The sequence below is a fragment of the Methylobacterium mesophilicum genome (assembly GCF_022179445.1).
In the GTDB taxonomy this organism is placed as follows: Bacteria; Pseudomonadota; Alphaproteobacteria; order Rhizobiales; family Beijerinckiaceae; genus Methylobacterium; species Methylobacterium mesophilicum.
The window spans coordinates 39,434-57,934 of the sequence record NZ_BPQU01000032.1 but is presented as its reverse complement, the minus strand read 5'-3'; the positions used below and the strand labels follow the sequence as shown (position 1 = coordinate 57,934).

The window sequence follows — 18,501 nt, the reverse complement described above, 5'->3', positions numbered from 1 at the left end:
TGGCGTTCTCGGCGTTCTGCTTCACGTTGGCGGCCATCTCCTCCATGGACGCCGACGCCTCCTCGGTGGAGGCCGCCTGCTCGGTGGAGCCCTGCGACAGCTGCTCGGCCGAGGCCGACAGCTCCTGCGAACCCGCCGACACGTTGCTCGAAGCGAGCATGACCTGGCCCACGACTTCGCGCAGCTTCAGGTTCATCGCCTGCACGGCGCTCAGCAGGTCGCCGATCTCGTCGTTGCTGGTCGCGGCCACGTCCTGCTTCAGGTCGCCCTCGGCGACGCGGCTCGCGGCGGCGACGGCCCGCTGCAGGCCCCGGGAGATCGACAGCGACAGCCAGATCGCCATGGCGAGCCCGACCGCCACCGCGCCGAGGATCACCGCGAGCAGCACCGTCCGGGTGGTCTCGTAGGCCGCCTGGGTGTCGCGGACGAAGCTCTGGGCGATACCCTCCTCGTAGGCGCGCAGCTTCAAGGCCTCGTCGACCACCGCCAACCGCGCCTGCGTGAACGGGCCGATGAGGACCTGCAGCGCCTTGGAATCGGTGTTGGCGAGACCGAGGGTGAAGATCCGCTCTGCGATCGGCTCCCAGGTCCGGACAGCGGCGGCGATGACCTTGACCGCGTCGAGGAAGCCGGCGGCGCGGCCGGCCTCGGTGAGCCGGGCGAGGTCCTGCTCGAGCTGGCGGCGATGCTCCTGGTACTGGTCGGCGTATTTCGCGAGCAGCCCGTCGTCGCCGATCATCACCTCGCGGTAGATCTCGGCCAGCAGCCGCGTGACCCGCAGCTCGATGGCGTCGACGAGGCGGCGGTTCTCCACCGACAGGTCCGGGCGGGCGGCCAGCTCCTCGATCCGGGCCATCACGGTCGCGTAGGCGGCCGTCTGCTCGCCGCCGGCCAGGGCGACGGCATTGTTGTTGCCGTTCTTGGACGAGAATTCCATGCCCTTGGCGCCGGCCTCGGTCAGCCGCCGCCACGTGTCCTGCAGGGGCAGGATGCGGGCGCGCTCGTCCCCGGTGGTCTGGTCCGAGAACTCCTGCAGGAGCGCGCGGAACCGGTCGTCGGTGGCCTTGAAGTCCACCACGAGCTTCGCGCGACCGGCATCGGTCGGCTCCAGGAGCGTGCGGTTGAAGATGCGCCCCGCCTCGACCGATAGGGTTTCGAAGCGCAGGACGCGCTGGACCTGCGCGAACGGGCCGGACGCGAAGCCCTGCATCCGCGCGTTCGACGCGCCCAGGCTCGCGATGGCGAGGTACCCGGCCCCGCCCAGGAGGACGAGAAGCAGACCGAAGCTCAGTGCCAGTTTGACTCGGATCGTGAAACGCATGGATCTGCTCTGCTGGGTGTCGGGTCCGAGGGCGCGCGCCGCCGACGGGGAGACCGGTTCGGCGGCGCGCGCGCCCTATCGAGGCGTTGGAGTCGAGCCCGATTGCACCGCGATCGGGCTCGACTCCGGGTGTCCGCTCACGCGGCGCGGATGAAGTCCGCGTCGCGGGCGTCGCGGGCGTCGCCCTCGCTCATGTCGAGGTCGAAGCCCCCGCCGGAGGGCAGGGTCTGCCGGCCGGGACGGGCCTTCACCCGGGCCGAAGCCGGGGGCGTCCCCATCCGGGTTGCGGTCGCCCGCAGCCGAGCGGCCGCGGCGTCGCCCCCCGTGGCCGCCTCCTCGATGCGGAAGTAAGCGATGGTGGCCTGCAGCCGCTCGGCCTGTGTCGCCAGCTCCTCCGAGGTCGCCGAGACCTGCTGGGACGCGCTGGCGTTCTGCTGGGTCACCTTGTCGAGCTGCTGGATCGCCTGGTTGATCTGCGCCGAGCCGACATCCTGCTCCCGGCACGCCGCCGAGATCTCTTCCACCAGAAGCGCGGTCTTGCGGATGTCGGGCACCAGCCGCCCCAGCATCTCGCCGGCCTGCTGGGCCGCCTTGACCGTGTCGGCGGACAGGGTCCCGATCTCGGCAGCCGCGGCCTGGCTGCGCTCGGCGAGCTTCCGCACCTCCGAGGCCACCACCGCGAAGCCGCGGCCGTGCTCGCCGGCGCGGGCCGCCTCGACGGCGGCGTTCAACGCCAGCAGGTCGGTCTGCCGGGCGATCTCCTGCACGATGGTGATCTTCTGGGCGATGGTCTGCATGGCGTCGACCGCCCGGCCGACCGCGGCGCCGCTCGCCTCGGCGTCCTTGGCCGACTGGCGCGCGATCGCCTCGGTCTGGCTGGCGTTCTCGGCGTTCTGCTTCACGTTGGCGGCCATCTCCTCGACGGAGGCGGACGCCTCCTCGGTGGAGGCGGCCTGCTCGGTGGAGCCCTGCGACAGCTGCTCGGCCGAGGCCGACAGCTCCTGAGAGCCCGCCGAGACGTTGCCGGCGGCGGTGGCGGCCTCCGTCACCACGGCCCGGAGCTTGCCCAGCATCTGCTCCAGGGCGATGCCGAGGACGTCCTTGTCGGACAGGCGCTTGGCCTCGACGGTCAGGTCGCCCGCCGCGATCGCCGAGGCGACGCCGGCGATCACCTGCAGGTTGTCGGTGGTCGCCCGGAGATGGGCCTGGACCTCGCTGCTGAGCCCGCCGAAATCCTGCGTGAGGGTCTTGGTGAAGTCGCCGAGCGAGGCGGCGGCCAGCACGTCCGAGATCTCCCGGAAGGCCTGCTCCACCGCCTGGGCGGTGCCCTGGATCCGGCCGACCTCGTCGAGGCGGCCGGTGTCGAACGGCGTCGCCAGGGTCGCCAGGCGGGCGCTGATCGCGGTGACCGGCTTCGCCACGGTGCGGACCAGCACGAACCCGATCGCGACGGCGATCACGAGGTTGGCCGCGATGCCGAGCAGGATCATCTGCGTCGTGGTCTCGAAGGCCGCATTCTGCGCGTCCTGGCGGGTGCGCATCAGGGTGTTCTCGACGTTGACCATCTCGGCGACCTCGGCGCGCAGGCCGTCCATGGCCGCCTTGCCGGCGCCGGCGATCTCGGTCTGGCGCGCGGCCTCGCGGGTCTCGGGGTTGGCCATCCCGGCGATGCCCTTCTCGGCGACGCCGTCGTGCCAGGCCTCGGCCTGCTTGCGGATCGTCTCGAGCCGCTCCTGCTGGGCCGGGTTGTCGGAGGTCAGCGCCTTGGCCTGCCGCCAGGCGGCGTTGAAGGCCTCCCAGCCCTTCTGGTAGGGCGCCAGGAACTTGGCATCCCCGGAGAGCAGGAAGCCGCGATAGCCGGTCTCCTGGTTGACCATGCCGGCCAGCGCCCGGTCGGCGGCGTCGATCACCTTGATGGTGTGGTCGGTCCAGTTCACCGACTGACGGATCTCGGCCGATTTCCAGTACACCACGCCGTTGATGCCGAGGCCGACCAGCAGCATCAGGGTGAAGGCCAGGAACAGCTTTCGCGGTATCGAGATGTTGTCGAGCATGTTCATGGCCTTCGTCCTTCGAAGCGGGGATCTCGGTCGGGAGCACCCTGCGGCTGGCGGGGTCCGGGCGGGCCCGGACGGCGGTTGATCGTGGTGGTGCCGGCCGGGACGGGACGCCCGGTCGGCGCCGCTCAGGCGGCGCGGATGAACTCCGAATCGCGGGCGTCGCCCTCGTTCATGTCCAGGACGAAGCCATCCTGTGAGGCCGCCGCGACCGGAGCGTTGATCCGGGCGGGGCGGTTCTTGGCTGCGGCCTTGGCCGGCGCGGCCATCCGGGCCGCCGTCCTCCGCAGCTGCGCGGCCGCGGCGTCGGCCCCCGCCGCGTCGATGCGGAAGTAGGCGATCGTCGCCTGCAGCCGCTCGGCTTGCGTGGCCAGCTCCTCCGAGGTCGCCGAGACCTGCTGGGACGCGCTGGCGTTCTGCTGGGTCACCTTGTCGAGCTGCTGGATCGCCTGGTTGATCTGCGCCGAGCCGACATCCTGCTCCCGGCACGCCGCCGAGATCTCTTCCACCAGCCCCGCGGTCCTGCGGATGTCCGGCACCAGCCGCCCGAGCATCTCGCCGGCCTGCTGGGCCGCCTTGACCGTGTCGGCGGACAGCGTCCCGATCTCGGCGGCCGCGGCCTGCGAGCGCTCGGCGAGCTTCCTAACCTCCGAGGCCACCACCGCGAAGCCGCGGCCGTGCTCCCCGGCCCGGGCCGCCTCGACGGCGGCGTTCAAGGCCAGCAGGTCGGTCTGCCGGGCGATCTCCTGCACGATGGTGATCTTCTGGGCGATGGTCTGCATGGCGTCGACGGCCCGGCCCACCGCGGCGCCGCTCGCCTCGGCGTCCTTGGCGGATTGCCGCGCGATGGTCTCGGTCTGGCTGGCGTTCTCGGCGTTCTGCTTCACGTTGGCGGCCATCTCCTCCATGGACGCCGAAGCCTCCTCGGTGGAGGCCGCCTGCTCGGTGGAGCCCTGCGACAGCTGCTCGGCCGAGGCCGACAGCTCCTGCGAACCCGCCGACACGTTCCCGGCCGCGACCGACGCGTCGGCCACCACGGCCCGGAGCTTGCCCAGCATCGTCTGCAGCGCCCGGCCCATCGAGTCCCTGTCGGAGAGGGGGCGCGCCTCGACCGTGAGGTCGCCCGCCGCGATCGCGTTGGCGATCCCGGCCGTGTCGTTGAGGCTGGCGGTCATGCGGTTCAGGGCGGCGACGAGGTCGCCGATCTCGTCCCGCGAGGTCGCGGTGATCGTCGTGCCGAGGTCTCCCACGGCGACGGCCTCGGCGAGCGAGACCGCCCGCAGGAGACCGCGCGCGATCGAGACGGCGAGCCAGGTGGCGATGACGAATCCGAGGAGAAGCGCCCCGGCGACCGTGGCGATCAGGATCGTCCGCCCGTCGCGCATTTCCAGCCGGGCGCGCTCGGCCGTCTCGGCCATCTGCTGGGTCTCGTACTGGACCAGGGCGTCGAAGGCCTGGAGCGTCCCCGTGCTGGCGGCGGCGTAATCCCCCGCCGCAAGGTCGGCGGCCCGGATGGTCGCGCCGTTCTCGACCGTGGCCAGGGCCTTCCGGAACGAGGCGATCCAGAGGTCGAACGCGGGTCGGACGGGCGTCCCCTGGGCGTGGTCGCCGGCCATCCCGCGCTTGGATTCGATCAGGGCGCGGAGCAGCGCGTCGAGGCTCGGCGCGAGGTCGGCTTCCATCCGCCGCGCGGCTTTCACAGACTGCTCCAGAACGGGGTAGCTGGTCGCCCCGGTGGTGGCCTGCAGGCCGCCCCAGGCCCGTTCGATCCGGATCTGGAGCGCCGCGACGGCGCGGGCCACGCCGGCGTCGGCGCCGGCCTTCGCCGAGACGGCCTCGAGATCCGCCTGCAGCGCCCGCAGCGCCGGGGTGCCGACCCCATCGATCTCGGCCCAGGTCCGGACATTGGAATTGACCTGGGTCAGCGTGATGACCTGCCCGGCGATCACCTTCTGCTTCTCGAACCTTTCCTTGGCCTCATCGTAGAGCCGCAGGCCCTTCTCGGCGTCGATCAGATCCTTGACCCTGGACAGCTTCGCCTGGACGGCGTTGCGCTTCTCCGCAGCCTGCTTGGCGAAATCGGCCATCTGGTCGTCGTCGACTGAGATCACCGCGGCGCGCGTCAGCGACATGGCGCCGAGCAGATCGGCCTTGGCCTCCTGCACGAGGGTGTTCAGGTCCGCGCGGCCGAGCACGTATTGCAGGGCCGCGTCGGCATTCACGAGCTTGTAATAGCCGACCCAACCCGCCAGGCCGACGAGGATCAGCATGACCCCGAACCCGGCCGCGAGCTTGGCCTTGATTGAAAAGCGCATCGATAATCTCCAAGCGCAATCAGTTCAGTATTTGCTGCATATCCGGAATAATGACGAAATCTTCTCCGGACTTCACAATGGAGCGGATGTATTCGGGCCGCCACGCCGTGCCGATCTTGGGCGCGGGCTGGCGGGTCTCCAGCGGAACCGCGGTCACCTCGAACACCTTGTCGGCCACCAGCGCGACCAGGGTCGGGTCGCCGTCGAGATCGAGCTCGATCACCACGAAGCGGGTGTCCGGCGTCGCGGCGTCCATCGGCATGCCGAAGCGCTCGCGGATGTCGGCGAGCGGCACGACGTTGCCGCGCACGTTCACCACGTGGCCGAGATGCGGCCGCGCCCCGGCGACCCGGGTGGTCGGGATCGGGTCGATGATCTCGCGCACCATCCCGGCCCCGAGCGCGAAGGTCTCGGTGCCGATCCGCATCATCACGACCTGGAGGGCGTGGCCCTGCTCGATCGCCTCGACGAAATCGGTCATCACGCCACCTCGCGGTATTCGCGCGGCCCGTCCGGGGCGGCGCCGATCTGTCCGCCGGCCATCAGCTGGGCCGGGTCGATGATGAGCGCCGCGGTGCCGTCGCCCAGGATCGTGGCGCCCGAGAAGGTCGTGACGTCGGCGTGCAGCTTCGACAGCGACTTGATCACCGTCTGGTGGTTGCCGAGGATCTGGTCGGCCACGAGCCCGAACCGGGCCTCGCCTACCGAGACGATAATCACCTTCTGGTACGGGTCCGGCTCGCCGGCCTCCGCGAACAGGCTGCGCAGCCGCAGGAACGGCACGAGGTCGCCGCGGATGTTGAGGAAGTCCCGGCCGCGCTCGCTGCGCCCGCCCTCGGGCAGCTCGACGCATTCCTCCACGGCCGCCAGCGGCAGCACGTAGCGGCCCTCCCCGACCCGGATCAGCAGGCCCTCGATGATCGCCAGCGTCAGCGGCAGGCGCAGCACGAGGGCGGTGCCCGCCCCCGGCGCGGTGGCGATGTCGATCGAGCCGCGCAGGGCCTCGATGGTCCGCTTGACCACGTCCATGCCGACGCCGCGGCCCGACAGCGCCGAGATCGCTTGCGCCGTGGAGAAGCCCGGCGCGAACAGGAACTGGTAGACCTGCTGGTCGGTGAGCGGGGTGCCGGGGGCGACGAGCCCGCGCTCCTCGGCCTTGGCGCGGATGCGCGCCACGTCGAGCCCGGCGCCGTCGTCCCGCACGGTGACGTGGACCTGGGCGCCGACATGCTCGGCGCTGAGCGTGATCCGCCCGGTGGCGTCCTTGCCGGAGGCGCCCCGGCGGGCCGGGTCCTCGATGCCGTGATCGATCGCGTTGCGGATCAGGTGCACCAGCGGGTCGGCCAGGCGCTCGATCACGGTCTTGTCGAGTTCGGTCTCCTCGCCCTCGGTCACGAAGGTCACGGGCTTGCCGAGATCCCCCGAGAGGTCGTGGACCAGGCGCCGGAACCGGCCGAACAGCGCCCCGATCGGCACCATGCGGATGCTCATGGTGGTGTCGCGCAGCTGCGCCGACAGGCGCTCGATCTCCTCCGCGATGGTCTGGAGCCCGGCATCGGCGTGGAGGCCGGCGAGCTGGCTCAGCCGGGCCTGGGCGATCACCAGCTCGCCGACCCGGTCGAGCAACTCGTCCAGCCGCTCGGCCTCGACCCGCATGGTGCCGGCCGTGCGCGGCTCGGCGTGGCGGGCGGGGCCCCGGCGCTCGGGGGTTTTCGCGGCCGGCGGGGGCGCAGTCGGCGGCCGGGCCACGGGCGCCGTCTCCGACACCGCCGGCTCCGGGACGCCCGGGGGCGCGTCGCGCGGTGCATCCAAGGGCGCCAGGGTCAGGACCATGTCGTCGCGCACGAACAGGAAGACGTCCTCGATCGCCTCCCTTGTCGCGGCGCCGCGCAGGGTCACGTCCCAGCCGAGCGCCAGGCTCTCCGGGTCCAGGGCGGCGAGGTCGGGCAGCGCGTCGAGGCGGGGTACGATCGTGCAGGGGCCCAGCTCGCGCAGCTCGTCGAGGAGCGCGAGCGGGTTGGTGCCGTTGCGCAGCACCTCCGGGGCGAACGCGATCCCGATCCGCCAGCCCGCGGCCGGCTCCGGCGCGTCGGCGGCCTCCTGGGCGGCCTCCTGGGCGGCCCCCGCCCGCTGAGCCGGCTGGGCCTGCGCCCGGCCGACCAGGCGCTCGAGTTCGGCCAGGATCGCCTCGCCGATCACCGGGGCGGTGGCGTCGGGATCCTCGATCAGCGTGCGGATGTAGTCTTTCGCCGACAGCGAGACGTTGACCAGTTCGGCGCTGATCGGCACCGCGCCGCGCCGGACCAGGTCGAAGGCGGTCTCGAAGTCGTGCGTGAAGGCCGCGACCTGGTCGAAGCCGAACATCGCCCCCGATCCCTTGATCGTGTGCAGGGCCCGGAACGCGGTGTCGACCAGCGCCGTGTCGCCGGGCCGGTCGCCGAGGTCGAGCAGCGTGGTCTCGAGGCGGTCGAGAAGCTCGTTGGCCTCCGCCAGGAACACCGCGCGTGGATCGTGATCAGTCATCGTCGAGCGGATCCCGTTGCGCCGTCTTCGGATATACCGGGGCGATCACGCGCCCGCTGAGGGCGCCAGCCGAAGGCTAGACCGCGCGATCGACCCAAGATTCGGCCTGCCGATCGGAGCGTATCCTACTTTAAAACCGTTAAAAAATGAAGACCTGATGCCGTTAAAAATCACAAGCCTTCGCTTTTTTCCCCGACGAGATCATTTTTTGAAATGATCTAATTTGGCAACGACCCTAAAGATCTAGGTTTAATCTTTCTGTATGTGATATTTATTGATCTCGATCATAATATCCGGCATCGGATCCGGTCTTTTCGCCATATAACCTGCGGTAGTAGCACCAGATACGTTCATCGCGCTCCGAAGACGGACGCGAATTCAGAACAGATCGACGCCGGCCGGGGGGTCGTCGTCGTGCGGCGGCGCCGGCGCCGCCTTGCCCAGCAGGCGGCGGGACATCCGCTCCCGCACCTCGCCGAGGGTGCAGCCGGCGATCATCGCGGCCGCCCAGTCCCGCTCCGCCTCGGCGCCGGCCTCCGGGGCCGCCCGAAGCGCCCGCAGGATCGCCTGCAGGTTCTGCATCCGCTGCTTGGCGAGGTCCTGGAACTGCATGGCCACGATCGCGCCCGAGACGTCCTGGGTGATCGCCTCGGTGGTCTGCACGGTCTGGCTCAGCACGCCGGCGAAGCGCGAACTCTGCTCGACCAGGGCCTGCATCACCAGGCGGACCCGGGCGTCGGCGTTGCGGCTCTCCACCGACATGTCGATGGTGGCGATGTCGTGCAGCAGGGCGTGGCTGCTGCGCAGGCCGCCGGCGATCGAGCCGATCTGCTGCTTGATCACCCCCGACAGGGCGTTGATCGTGCCGGCCAGGCTGCGCACCTCGTCGGCGACCACCGCGAAGGCCTTCCCAGCCTCCCCGGCCCGGGCCGCCTCGATCTTGGCGTTCAGCGCCAGAAGGTTGGTCTGGCGGTTGATCTTCTCGATCTCGGCGACGCTGCCGTCCACGGAGGACAACTCGCCGAGCACGCCGTTCAACGCGCCCTCCATGGTGGCGCCGCGCGACGCCATGAAGCCGATCCGGTCGTTGAGCATCGCCAGGATCTCGCCGAGCGCCGCCGCGACCTCGGCGAGCGGCCGCTCGGCCCCGTCGATCCGCACCGACTGCACCGCCGTCACCAGCCCCTGCACGATCTCGGACTGGCCCCGCGTGGTCGCGGCGATGCGCTGGAACCGGTCCGACAGGCCGTGCACGTCCGTCTCGACATCCGCCGAGATGATCCCGAGCTCGTCGATCAGCGCGTCCAGGGTCCGGCGCTGGACCTCCGACAGGCCGAGCCGCGCCTGGAGCAGGTCGGCGGCCGCGCTGCGGCCCTCCGGACACGCCGCCACCGGCTCGGCGACGGGCTCGTCCCGCTCGGGCACCTGAGCCGCGCCCGGCTCGAATGCGTCCGCCGGAACGGCCCTCGGATTCGCGCGCCCCCAGAAGACCATCACCGTGTATTCCTCGGACTCTGCCAGATCTTGCCGGGGACAGGCTCGAACGCAGGACTGTCGATCACCCGGTTCCTAGCTGCCTCATCTGAATGAAAAGTTATGCTCCAGGCTGTATGACGCCTGATCATGCAGATGATGTGACTCAGTGTGCTTCGACATGACCACTATCTCAAGAATGCCGAATATCAATACGATCCGTGTATTGGTGCTGAAATACGATCGGATACCAATGCTCGCCGGATAGGCCGATCGAAACAAAGCCTATGAATTCGCCAAATATAAAATCCGCGATCGGCCCCATCCGTGCGGTTTTCAACAGGAATCGCGACACGACGGGTCGGACAATCCCGACCGCTATGGTCAGTTCAAGGAAACTTTAACGGGCGCGATTCTTTAAGCGTCGGGCGGCAGCCAGCCCGGCCGCGCCTCAGCAGCGGATTGCTCATGGCCGAACACGTCACCCTCACGATGCCGGCGGATTGTACGCTGCGGACCGCGCAGGCGCTCCAGGGCGACCTGCTCGCGGCGGTCGAGGGCGGGTCGCGGCTCGTGCTGGATTGCGCCGCGATCGAACGGGTGGACGTCACCTTCGTCCAGCTCGTCGTCGCGGCCGCCCGGACCGCCGGCCGGCGCGGCCTCACCCTGGACCTGACCAACCTGCCCGACACGGCCGCGGCGGCGTTCCGGCGCGCCGGCATCGCCCCGCACGCCCCGTTCGACGCCACCCCCGCTCTCTGATCCCAGGACCGCGCCCCACCATGGCCACCGTTCTCGCCGTCGACGATTCGCCCAGCATCCGGCAGATGATCAAGATCGTGCTGAGCCCCGCCGGCCACACGGTGATCGAGGCCGCGGACGGCGCCGAGGGTCTCGCCAAGGCGAAGGCCGGGGCGATCGACCTGGTGATCACCGACCTCAACATGCCGGTGATGAACGGCATCGAGATGATCCGCCAGCTGCGCACCGTGCCGGTCTGCGCGGGCGTGCCGATCCTGTTCCTGAGCACGGAATCGGACGAGTCGGTGAAGCAGCAGGCGAAGTCCGCCGGCGCCACCGGGTGGATCACCAAGCCGTTCAAGCCGGAGCAGCTCCTGGCGGTGGTCTCGAAGCTGGTCCGGGCCTGAGCCGCGCCCGCGCCCCGTGTGGGCGAAGATGCGCACAGATCGGCCCTCATAGGGCGCGACGAACCCCCTCTCCCGTTCGGGCTGGCGGATTCACAGATCGGTCTGGGCAACACGGTCGGAGGATCAGGCGCGGGTCCCCTCTCCCGCACGGGAGAGGAAGCCGGTCGCGCTCCGTCCCGAGCGGCGGTGTCCGATGCAGATCCGTGAACATCGTAGCGCACGGGAGAGGGGATCCGCGGCTCGGCCGTTAAGGCGTGGATCGGCCGGCCCTCGCGTTAGCGGGGGCGCGCTGCGGCCTGCACGAACGATGCACCCCACATCCCGTGTCGACGGCAGCGCGGCCGGACGAGGAACGTGCGTGCAGCCCCCCAAAAAGCCCCCGCCCCCCGCCGCGTGCGGGAATCCACAGGTCCGTGTGGATGACGGCGGCAGCGGCAACGTGGGATCGGAACGGGGACCCGACCGGCACGTTGACCGGCGCAATCACGAACCAATCACGGCGTCTCACACAGTTCGACACAGCGGGTCGGGTACAGAATGGGCGGTCAGCCACCAGGGTCCGGAATGGCTGCGCCGCCGGCGGCGGACCAGGCGGGAGATCCTTCGCACGGGGCTGCGGTGACGGGCAGCGTCGCGTTGAGCGACAGCTTCCGGCGGTTCGCCGACGTGGTGCCGCTGATGCTGTGGCGCTCGGACGAGAACGGCCACGCGGTGCACCACAACGAGTGCTGGCTGGACTTCACCGGCCGGCCCCTCGAGGAGGAGCTGAGCGTCGGCTGGCGCAGCGGCCTGCACCCGGAAGATTTCGAGCGCCACGCCCAGATCGTCTCGGAGGCCTTCGCGGCGCGCTCGCCGTTCACGGTGGAATTCCGGCTGCGGCGGCACGACGGCGTCTACCGCTGGCTGCTCGACACCGCCCGCCCGCTGGTGGAGGACGGCCGCTTCCAGGGCTATCTCGGCTCCTGCTTCGACATCACCGACCGCAAGCACGCCGAGGAGCATATCGAGCAGGCGCTCGCCGAGAAGGAGGCGCTGCTCGCCGAGGTCTACCACCGGGTCCGCAACAACCTGCAGGTGATGGTCAGCCTGATCGGCCTGTATGGGCGGGCCGCCCCGGAACCGTGCCGCGGCAGCTTCGAGGCGCTGGGCCAGCGGGTGCGGGCGATCGCCCTGGTGCAGCAGCACCTGCACGAGGCGCCCCACATCGCGTCGATCGACCTGCACGACTACCTGCACCGCCTGGCCTCGGGCCTCGGGCAGCTGCGCCGGGCCGGACGGATCGGCGTGCAGGTCGGCGGCTCCGGCACCGGGCTGGTCGAGCCGCGCACCGCCAACGCGCTCGGCATGATCGTCGCCGAGATCGTGGCCGAGTGCCTGGACGCCACCGCCGAGCACGTCGCCTGCTCGATCGCCATCGAGATCGAGCGCGCGGAGGGGCAGCCGCTGCGCGTCTCGATCGTCTCCGGGGTGAGCGAGATGGCCGCCACCGGACGGTCCAACATCCCCAAGCTCGGGCCGCGCCTGATCGCGGCCTACGCGGCCCAGGCCGAGATCCAGGTCGCGGGCGATGCCAGCACGGCCACGCCCCTGATGCTGACCCTGCCGCCGACGCAGCCGCCGGAGACCTGATCCCCGGCGCCGCGCCCCCTGGCGGTTCGCGCGGGAGTCGCCAGATCTCCCCCAGCGCCGTATAGCGGCCCCGCCCAAGTCCGGATCCGGTCCACCATGGTTCCCCCGATCGACACCATCGTCGAGAATTTCGCGTTCATCGACGATTGGGAAGAGCGTTACCGCTACCTGATCGAACTCGGCCGCGCCCTGCCGCCGCCGGACCCGGCGCTGCACGCCGAGGCCAACAAGGTCCAGGGCTGCGCCAGCCAGGTCTGGATCGACCTCGACGTCGACCGCTCGGACTCGGAGCCGCGCCTGCGCATGCGCGGCGACAGCGACGCCCACATCGTGCGCGGCCTCGTGGCGCTGATGATCGCGCTGTTCGACGGAAAGCCCCTGCGCGAGGCCGCCGAGACCGACGCCTTCGCGCTCTACACCAAGCTGGGCCTGGGCGAGCACCTGACCCCGCAGCGCTCCAACGGCGTGCGCGCCATGGCCGACCGGGTGCACCGGGATTCGGTGCGGTTTTTGGGGGCCGAGGGGTAGGGTGCGGGGCTGGGCGCCGATCCGTTCGACAGGACCCTCCCACCCTCCCCCTCGTTCTCAAAGGCGGTGAGCCTTTCGATTCATCGCGCGCGACAAACGGTAACGCTGCAGCATTCCTCGGGAGGTTCATCCCGGCTTCCGATCCGAGGTGGGACATCCCCCGAAGGTTTTGGCCCGAGGTCGATGACGGAGCGCGACACGCCCCCTCTCCCGTGCGGGCTAGCGGATTCACACATCGGGGCCGCCAGGATACGCGAGACACACCGCGGTTCTCCCTCCCCCCTATGCGGGGGAGGGAGACGCGTCTGGGGTTGGCCTTGGCCCTCATCCGGCAGCGATGTGTGAACGTCGTAGCCCGTGCGTGAGAGGGCTGGGGTGAGGGAACAGATCCATCCGGAATGACCTGATCCCTCACCCTGTCCCTCTCCCGCACGGGAGAGGGGACCCGCGGGTCGTGCTGAGGCATAGTCCCGTCCGGCGACGCTCAGGCGTCGGGTGCATGGGACATCGAAGGGCGATCGATCGAAAGACTCACGGCCCCACAGGATGAGGGCCAGGGTTGGAGTTCATGCCCCCCCCTCACGCCCGCCACAGCCGCAACCGCGCGTGGTCCGGTCCGGTCACCTCGCGCGCCAGGCCGTAATGCTCGGCCAGCCGCCCCAGGGCGATGCGGACCACGACCTTGGCCGAGCGGGCCGGCCAGCGGCGCTCCGCCTCGATCCGCTCCAAGCCCTTGAGGAAGCCGCACAGGTCGATCAGCAGCCCCGACAGGTCGCCGCCCACGGCGTCGAGGGCGCCGCGGACCCGCTGGCGGGCGGCGATCACCTGATCGGAGGCGGCGGCCGGGTCGCGGGCGCCGCCGCCGTCCACCCGGGGGGCGCCGAGCTCGATCCCCATCCGGGGCAGCATCGCGGCCGTGGTCATGTCCCGGCGCAGCCGCTCGCCGGCCTCGAAGGCGGCCGGGTCGATCAGCGGCGCGCCGTCGCCGCCCCGGCGCCGGACCATCCAGGCCAGGGGATTTTCCGACGCGTTGCGCAATGTCGGCTCCGGCGCGCCGCCTCGCTCGACCGTGAGGTCGTGGTGCTGGGCCAGGAACGCCATCCCGTCCGGGGCCCCGCCGCGCCGCAGCCGCGCCTGCCCGGCGGCGGCGAGCGTCAGCCGGGTGCCGCCCGGGTTCCAGGCGGCGAGGTCGGCCTCGACCAGGGCCCGCCCGGCCGCGCAGGAGAAGCGCCCGCTCCCGACCGAGACCCCGTCGCCGCCGCGCCGGACGATCAGGCCGTCCTCGGTGAGCGGGTCCGGCCGGGCATAGGCCCCCGCCTCCCCGAGCCGGGCCAGGAGCCGCGCCGCCTCGGACGTCAGGGACACCCCGGCCGTCGCACGCGCCGCCGCCTTCACCCGGCTGGACTTCGCCTTTTTGTTCATGTTTTGTTCCAATCCTGGTGCGCAACGTCCCGCCGCCACGCCTACCGTGCGATCGGCCCCGGTGTCAAGGCTTTTTTACCTAGAACGGGATTCAGGTCCGGCGCTGCCCCGTCGGCGGCTGGCGGAGGATCTCGGCGATCTCCTCTTCGGACTTGCCCCGGACCGCGTAGCCCAGATCTTCGAAGCGATCGATCAGCGTCGCGCTGTCGGCGGTGGAACGCGCGGCCCATTCGGAGAGGACGGCGTTCACCCGCTCGATGTCCTCCGCGGGATCGCCGTCCTGCGGATCGGGAATGGCGTTCATGCTCAGCACCTCGGCGCCGGACGGGCGTTCGACGGCCTCGCAGGAAGCGCGCCATCGCACCCCAACGCCCGACGGCGTCGCGGTTTCCCCGCCCCGGGTCCCGGTCGGCTCGCCCTCAGGCGGCGCTCCGGAGGGCGTCGGGCCGGCCCAGCCCGATCGCCTTGGCCAGTTCGGAGCGGGCCTTGGCGTAGTTCGGCGCCACCATCGGGTAGTCGGCGGGGAGTTTCCACTTCGCGCGGTATTGCTCGGGGCTCATCCCGTACTTCGAGCGCAGATGCCGCTTGAGCGACTTGAACGTCCGCCCGTCCTCCAGGCAGACGATGTAATCCGCCGTCACCGAGCCCTCGACCGGGACCGCCGGCTCCGCCCACACGTCCGCCGGGCCGGCGTGGTCCTCCACGACTCGTTTCAGGGCCGCGTGGACGTTCCCGAACAACGGCCGCAATTCGCTCACCGGGACGGCGTTGTTGCTGACATAGGCCGCCACGATGGCGGCCGTCGCACCGACGAGATCGATCGCGTTCCTGTTCTCTTTCACCACGAGCCCCCAGATTTCCGAAGACGCGTACGCTTCGCGTCCACCCTCGCCAGTCGAAGCATTGCCTGCCGCAGGCATCAGGACAGAGTGATACCCAGCACAAACAAGCGGCCCCACGCCGCGCGTGCACCAATCGATCCCTCATACGAAGGTACAACAGTCGATTTTGTATTACAAGTTAGAATGGCACTACGGACGCCCATCGGGTGCTTCGGTTGTGCGATACTTAAAGGCTCGATTTTCCAGCCATAAGTAGACGATCGTTGCTTCAAGCCCACTTAAAGTTATGTCCCGGCCGGTTCCGGCGTCGCGGCGGCTTGCGTCCCGGCCCGCGGCGGGACACATCCCCAACCGGGCGTGACGGGACCCGGCGGGAGAGACGATGACGGATATCGGGCGCGGCCTTCTTGCTCACCGGACCGGGGCGCCGGTCGCCGAGATCCGGCCGCGGCGCTTCAGCGTCCACGGCCGGGAGATCGTCGACGACTACGCGTGGCTGAAGGCGGAGAACTGGCAGGCGGTCCTCAAGGACCCCGCCGCCCTGCCCGACGACATCGCCGCCTACCTCAAGGCCGAGAACGCCTTCGCGGAGGCCGCCCTCGCCGGCGCCGCCGACCTGCGCAGGACCCTGGTCTCCGAGATGCGCGGCCGCATCCAGGAGGACGAGAGCGGCGTGCCCGATCCCGACGGGCCCTACGCCTACTACACCCGCCACCGGGAGGGCGGGCAGCACCCGCTGGTCTGCCGGCGGCCGTCCACGTCGCCGAACGTGCCGGAATCCGGCCCCGACCCGGACGAGACGATCCTGATCGACGGCGACCGGGAGGGCGAGGGCCTGCCGTTCTTCGAGATCGCCGCCGCGGTCCATTCCGACGACCACGGCCGTCTCGCCTGGAGCGCCGACACCAAGGGGTCGGAACTCTACACGATCCGGGTGCGGGACCTCGCCACCGGGCTCGACCTCGACGACCGGGTCGAGGCGACCTCCGGCGAGGCGGTCTGGGCCGCGGACGGGCACAGCTTCTGGTACGTGGCCCTCGACGCCAACCACCGCCCCGCCAAGGTCATGCGCCACCGGCTCGGCACCGGGCAGGCGGACGACGAGACGCTCTACACCGAGCCGGATGCCGGCTACTTCGTCCATATCGGGCGCACCCAATCGGGGGCGTTCCTCGACGTGACCGCTAGCGACCACGAGACCTCGGAGGTCCGGCTGCTCGACCGGCACGCGCCGTCGGCCGCCCTGCGCCTGGTGCAGGCGCGCGAGCCGCTGCTGATCTACGACGTCGAGCACCGGGGCGACCGGCTCTACATCCGCACCAACGCGGACGGCGCCGAGGACTTCAAGATCGTCACCGCGCCGCTCGACGACCCGGGCCGGGCCCACTGGACCGACCTCGTGCCCCACCGGCCCGGGGTGATGATCCGCCACCTGCACCTGCTGGCCAGCCATCTGGTCCGCCTCGAGATCGAGAACGCCAGGCCGCGGATCATCGTGCGCGACCTCGCCGATGACGGCGAGCACACGGTGGCCTTCGCCGAGGAGGCCTACGCGCTGGGCCTGCGGGGCGGCCACGCGTTCGACACGGCGACGATCCGCTTCGTCTACTCGTCCATGACGACGCCGTCCGAGACCTGGGACTACGCCTGCGACAACCGCGGCCGGACCCTGCGCAAGCGCCAGGCCGTTCCGTCCGGGCACGATCCGGCCGCCTACGTGACCCGCCGGCTGTTCGCCACCGCCCCGGACGGCGAGCAGGTGCCGATCTCGCTCCTTCACCGCCGGGACCTGGCGCTCGACGGCTCGGCGCCGCTCCTCCTCTACGGCTACGGCTCCTACGGGACGCTGATGCCGTCCGGGTTCCGCACCAACCTGCTGAGCCTGGTCGACCGCGGCTTCGTCTACGCGATCGCGCATATCCGCGGCGGCACCGAGAAGGGCTGGCGCTGGTACCTCGACGGCAAGCGCGAGAAGAAGCCCAACACCTTCACGGACTTCATCGCCTGCGGGCGGGCGTTGATCGCGGCCGGCTACACGGCGGAGAAGCGGATCGTCGCCCATGGCGGCTCGGCCGGCGGCATGCTGATGGGCGCGGTCGCCAACCTCGCCCCGGAGCTGTTCGCCGGCATCGTCGCCGACGTGCCGTTCGTGGACGTGCTCAACACCATGCTGGACGCGGAATTGCCGCTCACCCCGCCGGAATGGCCCGAATGGGGCAACCCGGCCGAGAGCGTCGCGGCGTTCGAGACGATCCTGTCGTACTCGCCCTACGACAACGTCGCCGCCAAGGCCTATCCGGCGATCCTGGCGCTGGGCGGCCTCACCGACCCGCGGGTGACCTACTGGGAGCCGGCCAAATGGGTCGCCCGCCTGCGCGCCACCATGACCGGCGGCGGCCCGATCCTCCTGCGCATCAACATGGAGGCCGGCCACGGCGGCGCGGCCGGCCGCTTCGACCGGCTGGAGGAGGTGGCGCTGATCTACGCCTTCGCGCTGATGGTGGTGGGGACGGTGTAGGGGCGCTACCTAAAAAGCTATAGGATTGCAAAAAATTGAGCATTTTTTGCAATCCTATAGCGCAGATTGCGCGAGATTAAATTCTTAGGCAACATTTAATTCGCCACACCCAAGTTCAGATGACAAATGACGAACATAGACCTCATGCTGCGGGTGACCAAAATTCTTTCGATGATCAATCAAATGATCTGTCAACGCATTCTTTGCGTCGTCAAGCTTACCTAGCTTCCAGTAGATCATAGCAACATCAAGCAGTGGAGCCGATGACATTTTATCTTTTTTATATATAGATTCGGTTAGCTCTTCAATTATTGTGTACCGCGAACAAAATCTATCCAGAAATGGTATGCCAAACTCATTTATCAAGCAAATTGCTTTATCCGTCAATAAATCAATATTATCAGATAGGTCCCACCAGATATCGTCATTCGACGCAATTAAACTGAGCCGGCGGCGAATCTGACAATGCGTGCAGTTCACGGAATTGCGAGAACGTAGCTTAAAGCTCATTCTTTCGAATACTTCCGGCACAAATACAGCGATTTCTATGGTGAATTTTCCGTATAAATTTGGACGCAGATTCAATATTTCCGTATGAGATGGCGGCCCGACATTATATCGTCCCGCCTGGAAATCGATTAAATGCTGAATATCGCCATCAACCAATCTCATTAGACTTCGTCTTCTACTACGAAAACCGAATGAATTTACATTTTCAAATACAT

The 18,501-nt window shown here is 69.4% G+C and carries 15 protein-coding genes; 5 read left to right on the top strand and 10 right to left on the bottom strand.

Annotated elements, in window-relative coordinates; translation table 11 throughout:
* The 6 genes from MFF40_RS23475 to MFF40_RS23450 form a co-directional block, all read right to left on the bottom strand.
* Window positions 1–1,321: methyl-accepting chemotaxis protein (locus MFF40_RS23475; RefSeq protein ID WP_238262450.1), on the bottom strand; the 1,321-nt coding region annotated here is incomplete at its 3' end.
* Between the two features lie 137 nt (window positions 1,322–1,458).
* On the bottom strand, window positions 1,459–3,381 hold the full coding sequence (locus tag MFF40_RS23470; protein ID WP_238262448.1) for a methyl-accepting chemotaxis protein: 1,923 nt from the start codon (window positions 3,379–3,381) through the stop codon (window positions 1,459–1,461).
* Between the two features lie 125 nt (window positions 3,382–3,506).
* Window positions 3,507–5,693 (bottom strand): HAMP domain-containing methyl-accepting chemotaxis protein, encoded by a 2,187-nt coding sequence (locus MFF40_RS23465; protein WP_238262446.1) that lies wholly within the window; start codon window positions 5,691–5,693, stop codon window positions 3,507–3,509.
* A gap of 19 nt (window positions 5,694–5,712) precedes the next feature.
* Window positions 5,713–6,174: a chemotaxis protein CheW gene (locus MFF40_RS23460; protein ID WP_147856894.1), complete on the bottom strand. Its 462-nt coding sequence runs from the start codon at window positions 6,172–6,174 to the stop codon at window positions 5,713–5,715.
* Window positions 6,174–8,216 carry a chemotaxis protein CheA gene (locus tag MFF40_RS23455; RefSeq protein ID WP_238262444.1) on the bottom strand — a complete coding sequence of 681 codons (2,043 nt, stop codon included), beginning with the start codon at window positions 8,214–8,216 and terminating at the stop codon, window positions 6,174–6,176. The genes MFF40_RS23460 and MFF40_RS23455 overlap by 1 nt, the downstream gene beginning before the upstream one ends.
* Window positions 8,217–8,594: 378 nt before the next feature.
* The gene (locus MFF40_RS23450; RefSeq protein WP_238262457.1) at window positions 8,595–9,710 is read right to left on the bottom strand and encodes a methyl-accepting chemotaxis protein; all 1,116 of its coding nucleotides are present in this window, start codon (window positions 9,708–9,710) and stop codon (window positions 8,595–8,597) included.
* Window positions 9,711–10,157: 447 nt separating this feature from the next.
* On the opposite strand from MFF40_RS23450, the gene MFF40_RS23445 reads away from it, so the two are divergent.
* The 4 genes from MFF40_RS23445 (at window position 10,158) to MFF40_RS23430 (ending at window position 12,994) form a co-directional block, all read left to right on the top strand.
* Window positions 10,158–10,451, top strand: a complete 294-nt coding sequence (locus MFF40_RS23445; RefSeq protein ID WP_238262442.1) for an STAS domain-containing protein — start codon at window positions 10,158–10,160, stop codon at window positions 10,449–10,451.
* Window positions 10,452–10,471: 20 nt separating this feature from the next.
* A complete protein-coding gene (locus MFF40_RS23440; protein ID WP_147857222.1) occupies window positions 10,472–10,837 on the top strand; it encodes a response regulator in 366 nt (121 codons plus the stop codon).
* A gap of 537 nt (window positions 10,838–11,374) precedes the next feature.
* Window positions 11,375–12,466: a sensor histidine kinase gene (locus tag MFF40_RS23435; protein ID WP_187277920.1), complete on the top strand. Its 1,092-nt coding sequence runs from the start codon at window positions 11,375–11,377 to the stop codon at window positions 12,464–12,466.
* A gap of 96 nt (window positions 12,467–12,562) precedes the next feature.
* Window positions 12,563–12,994, top strand: coding sequence for a SufE family protein (locus tag MFF40_RS23430; RefSeq protein WP_147857220.1), 432 nt, complete (start codon window positions 12,563–12,565; stop codon window positions 12,992–12,994).
* Window positions 12,995–13,573: 579 nt separating this feature from the next.
* Here the strand turns inward: MFF40_RS23430 and MFF40_RS23425 are convergent.
* The 3 genes from MFF40_RS23425 to MFF40_RS23415 all read right to left on the bottom strand — a co-directional run bounded on the left by MFF40_RS23425 (window position 13,574) and on the right by MFF40_RS23415 (window position 15,258).
* The gene (locus MFF40_RS23425) at window positions 13,574–14,416 is read right to left on the bottom strand and encodes a DUF6456 domain-containing protein (protein ID WP_238262440.1); all 843 of its coding nucleotides are present in this window, start codon (window positions 14,414–14,416) and stop codon (window positions 13,574–13,576) included.
* 91 nt (window positions 14,417–14,507) lie between these two features.
* Entirely contained in the window at window positions 14,508–14,720 is a 213-nt protein-coding gene (locus MFF40_RS23420; RefSeq protein WP_147899485.1) for a hypothetical protein, read from the bottom strand.
* 115 nt (window positions 14,721–14,835) lie between these two features.
* A complete protein-coding gene (locus tag MFF40_RS23415; RefSeq protein ID WP_378997448.1) occupies window positions 14,836–15,258 on the bottom strand; it encodes a Ros/MucR family transcriptional regulator in 423 nt (140 codons plus the stop codon).
* A 382-nt stretch (window positions 15,259–15,640) separates the two neighbouring features.
* On the opposite strand from MFF40_RS23415, the gene MFF40_RS23410 reads away from it, so the two are divergent.
* Complete coding sequence (locus MFF40_RS23410) at window positions 15,641–17,776, top strand: S9 family peptidase (protein WP_238262436.1); 2,136 nt, start codon at window positions 15,641–15,643, stop codon at window positions 17,774–17,776.
* Window positions 17,777–17,860: 84 nt separating this feature from the next.
* Here the strand turns inward: MFF40_RS23410 and MFF40_RS23405 are convergent, their stop codons facing one another.
* Window positions 17,861–18,442, bottom strand: coding sequence for a DUF4304 domain-containing protein (locus MFF40_RS23405; RefSeq protein WP_238262434.1), 582 nt, complete (start codon window positions 18,440–18,442; stop codon window positions 17,861–17,863).
* Between the last annotated feature and the right edge of the window lie 59 nt (window positions 18,443–18,501).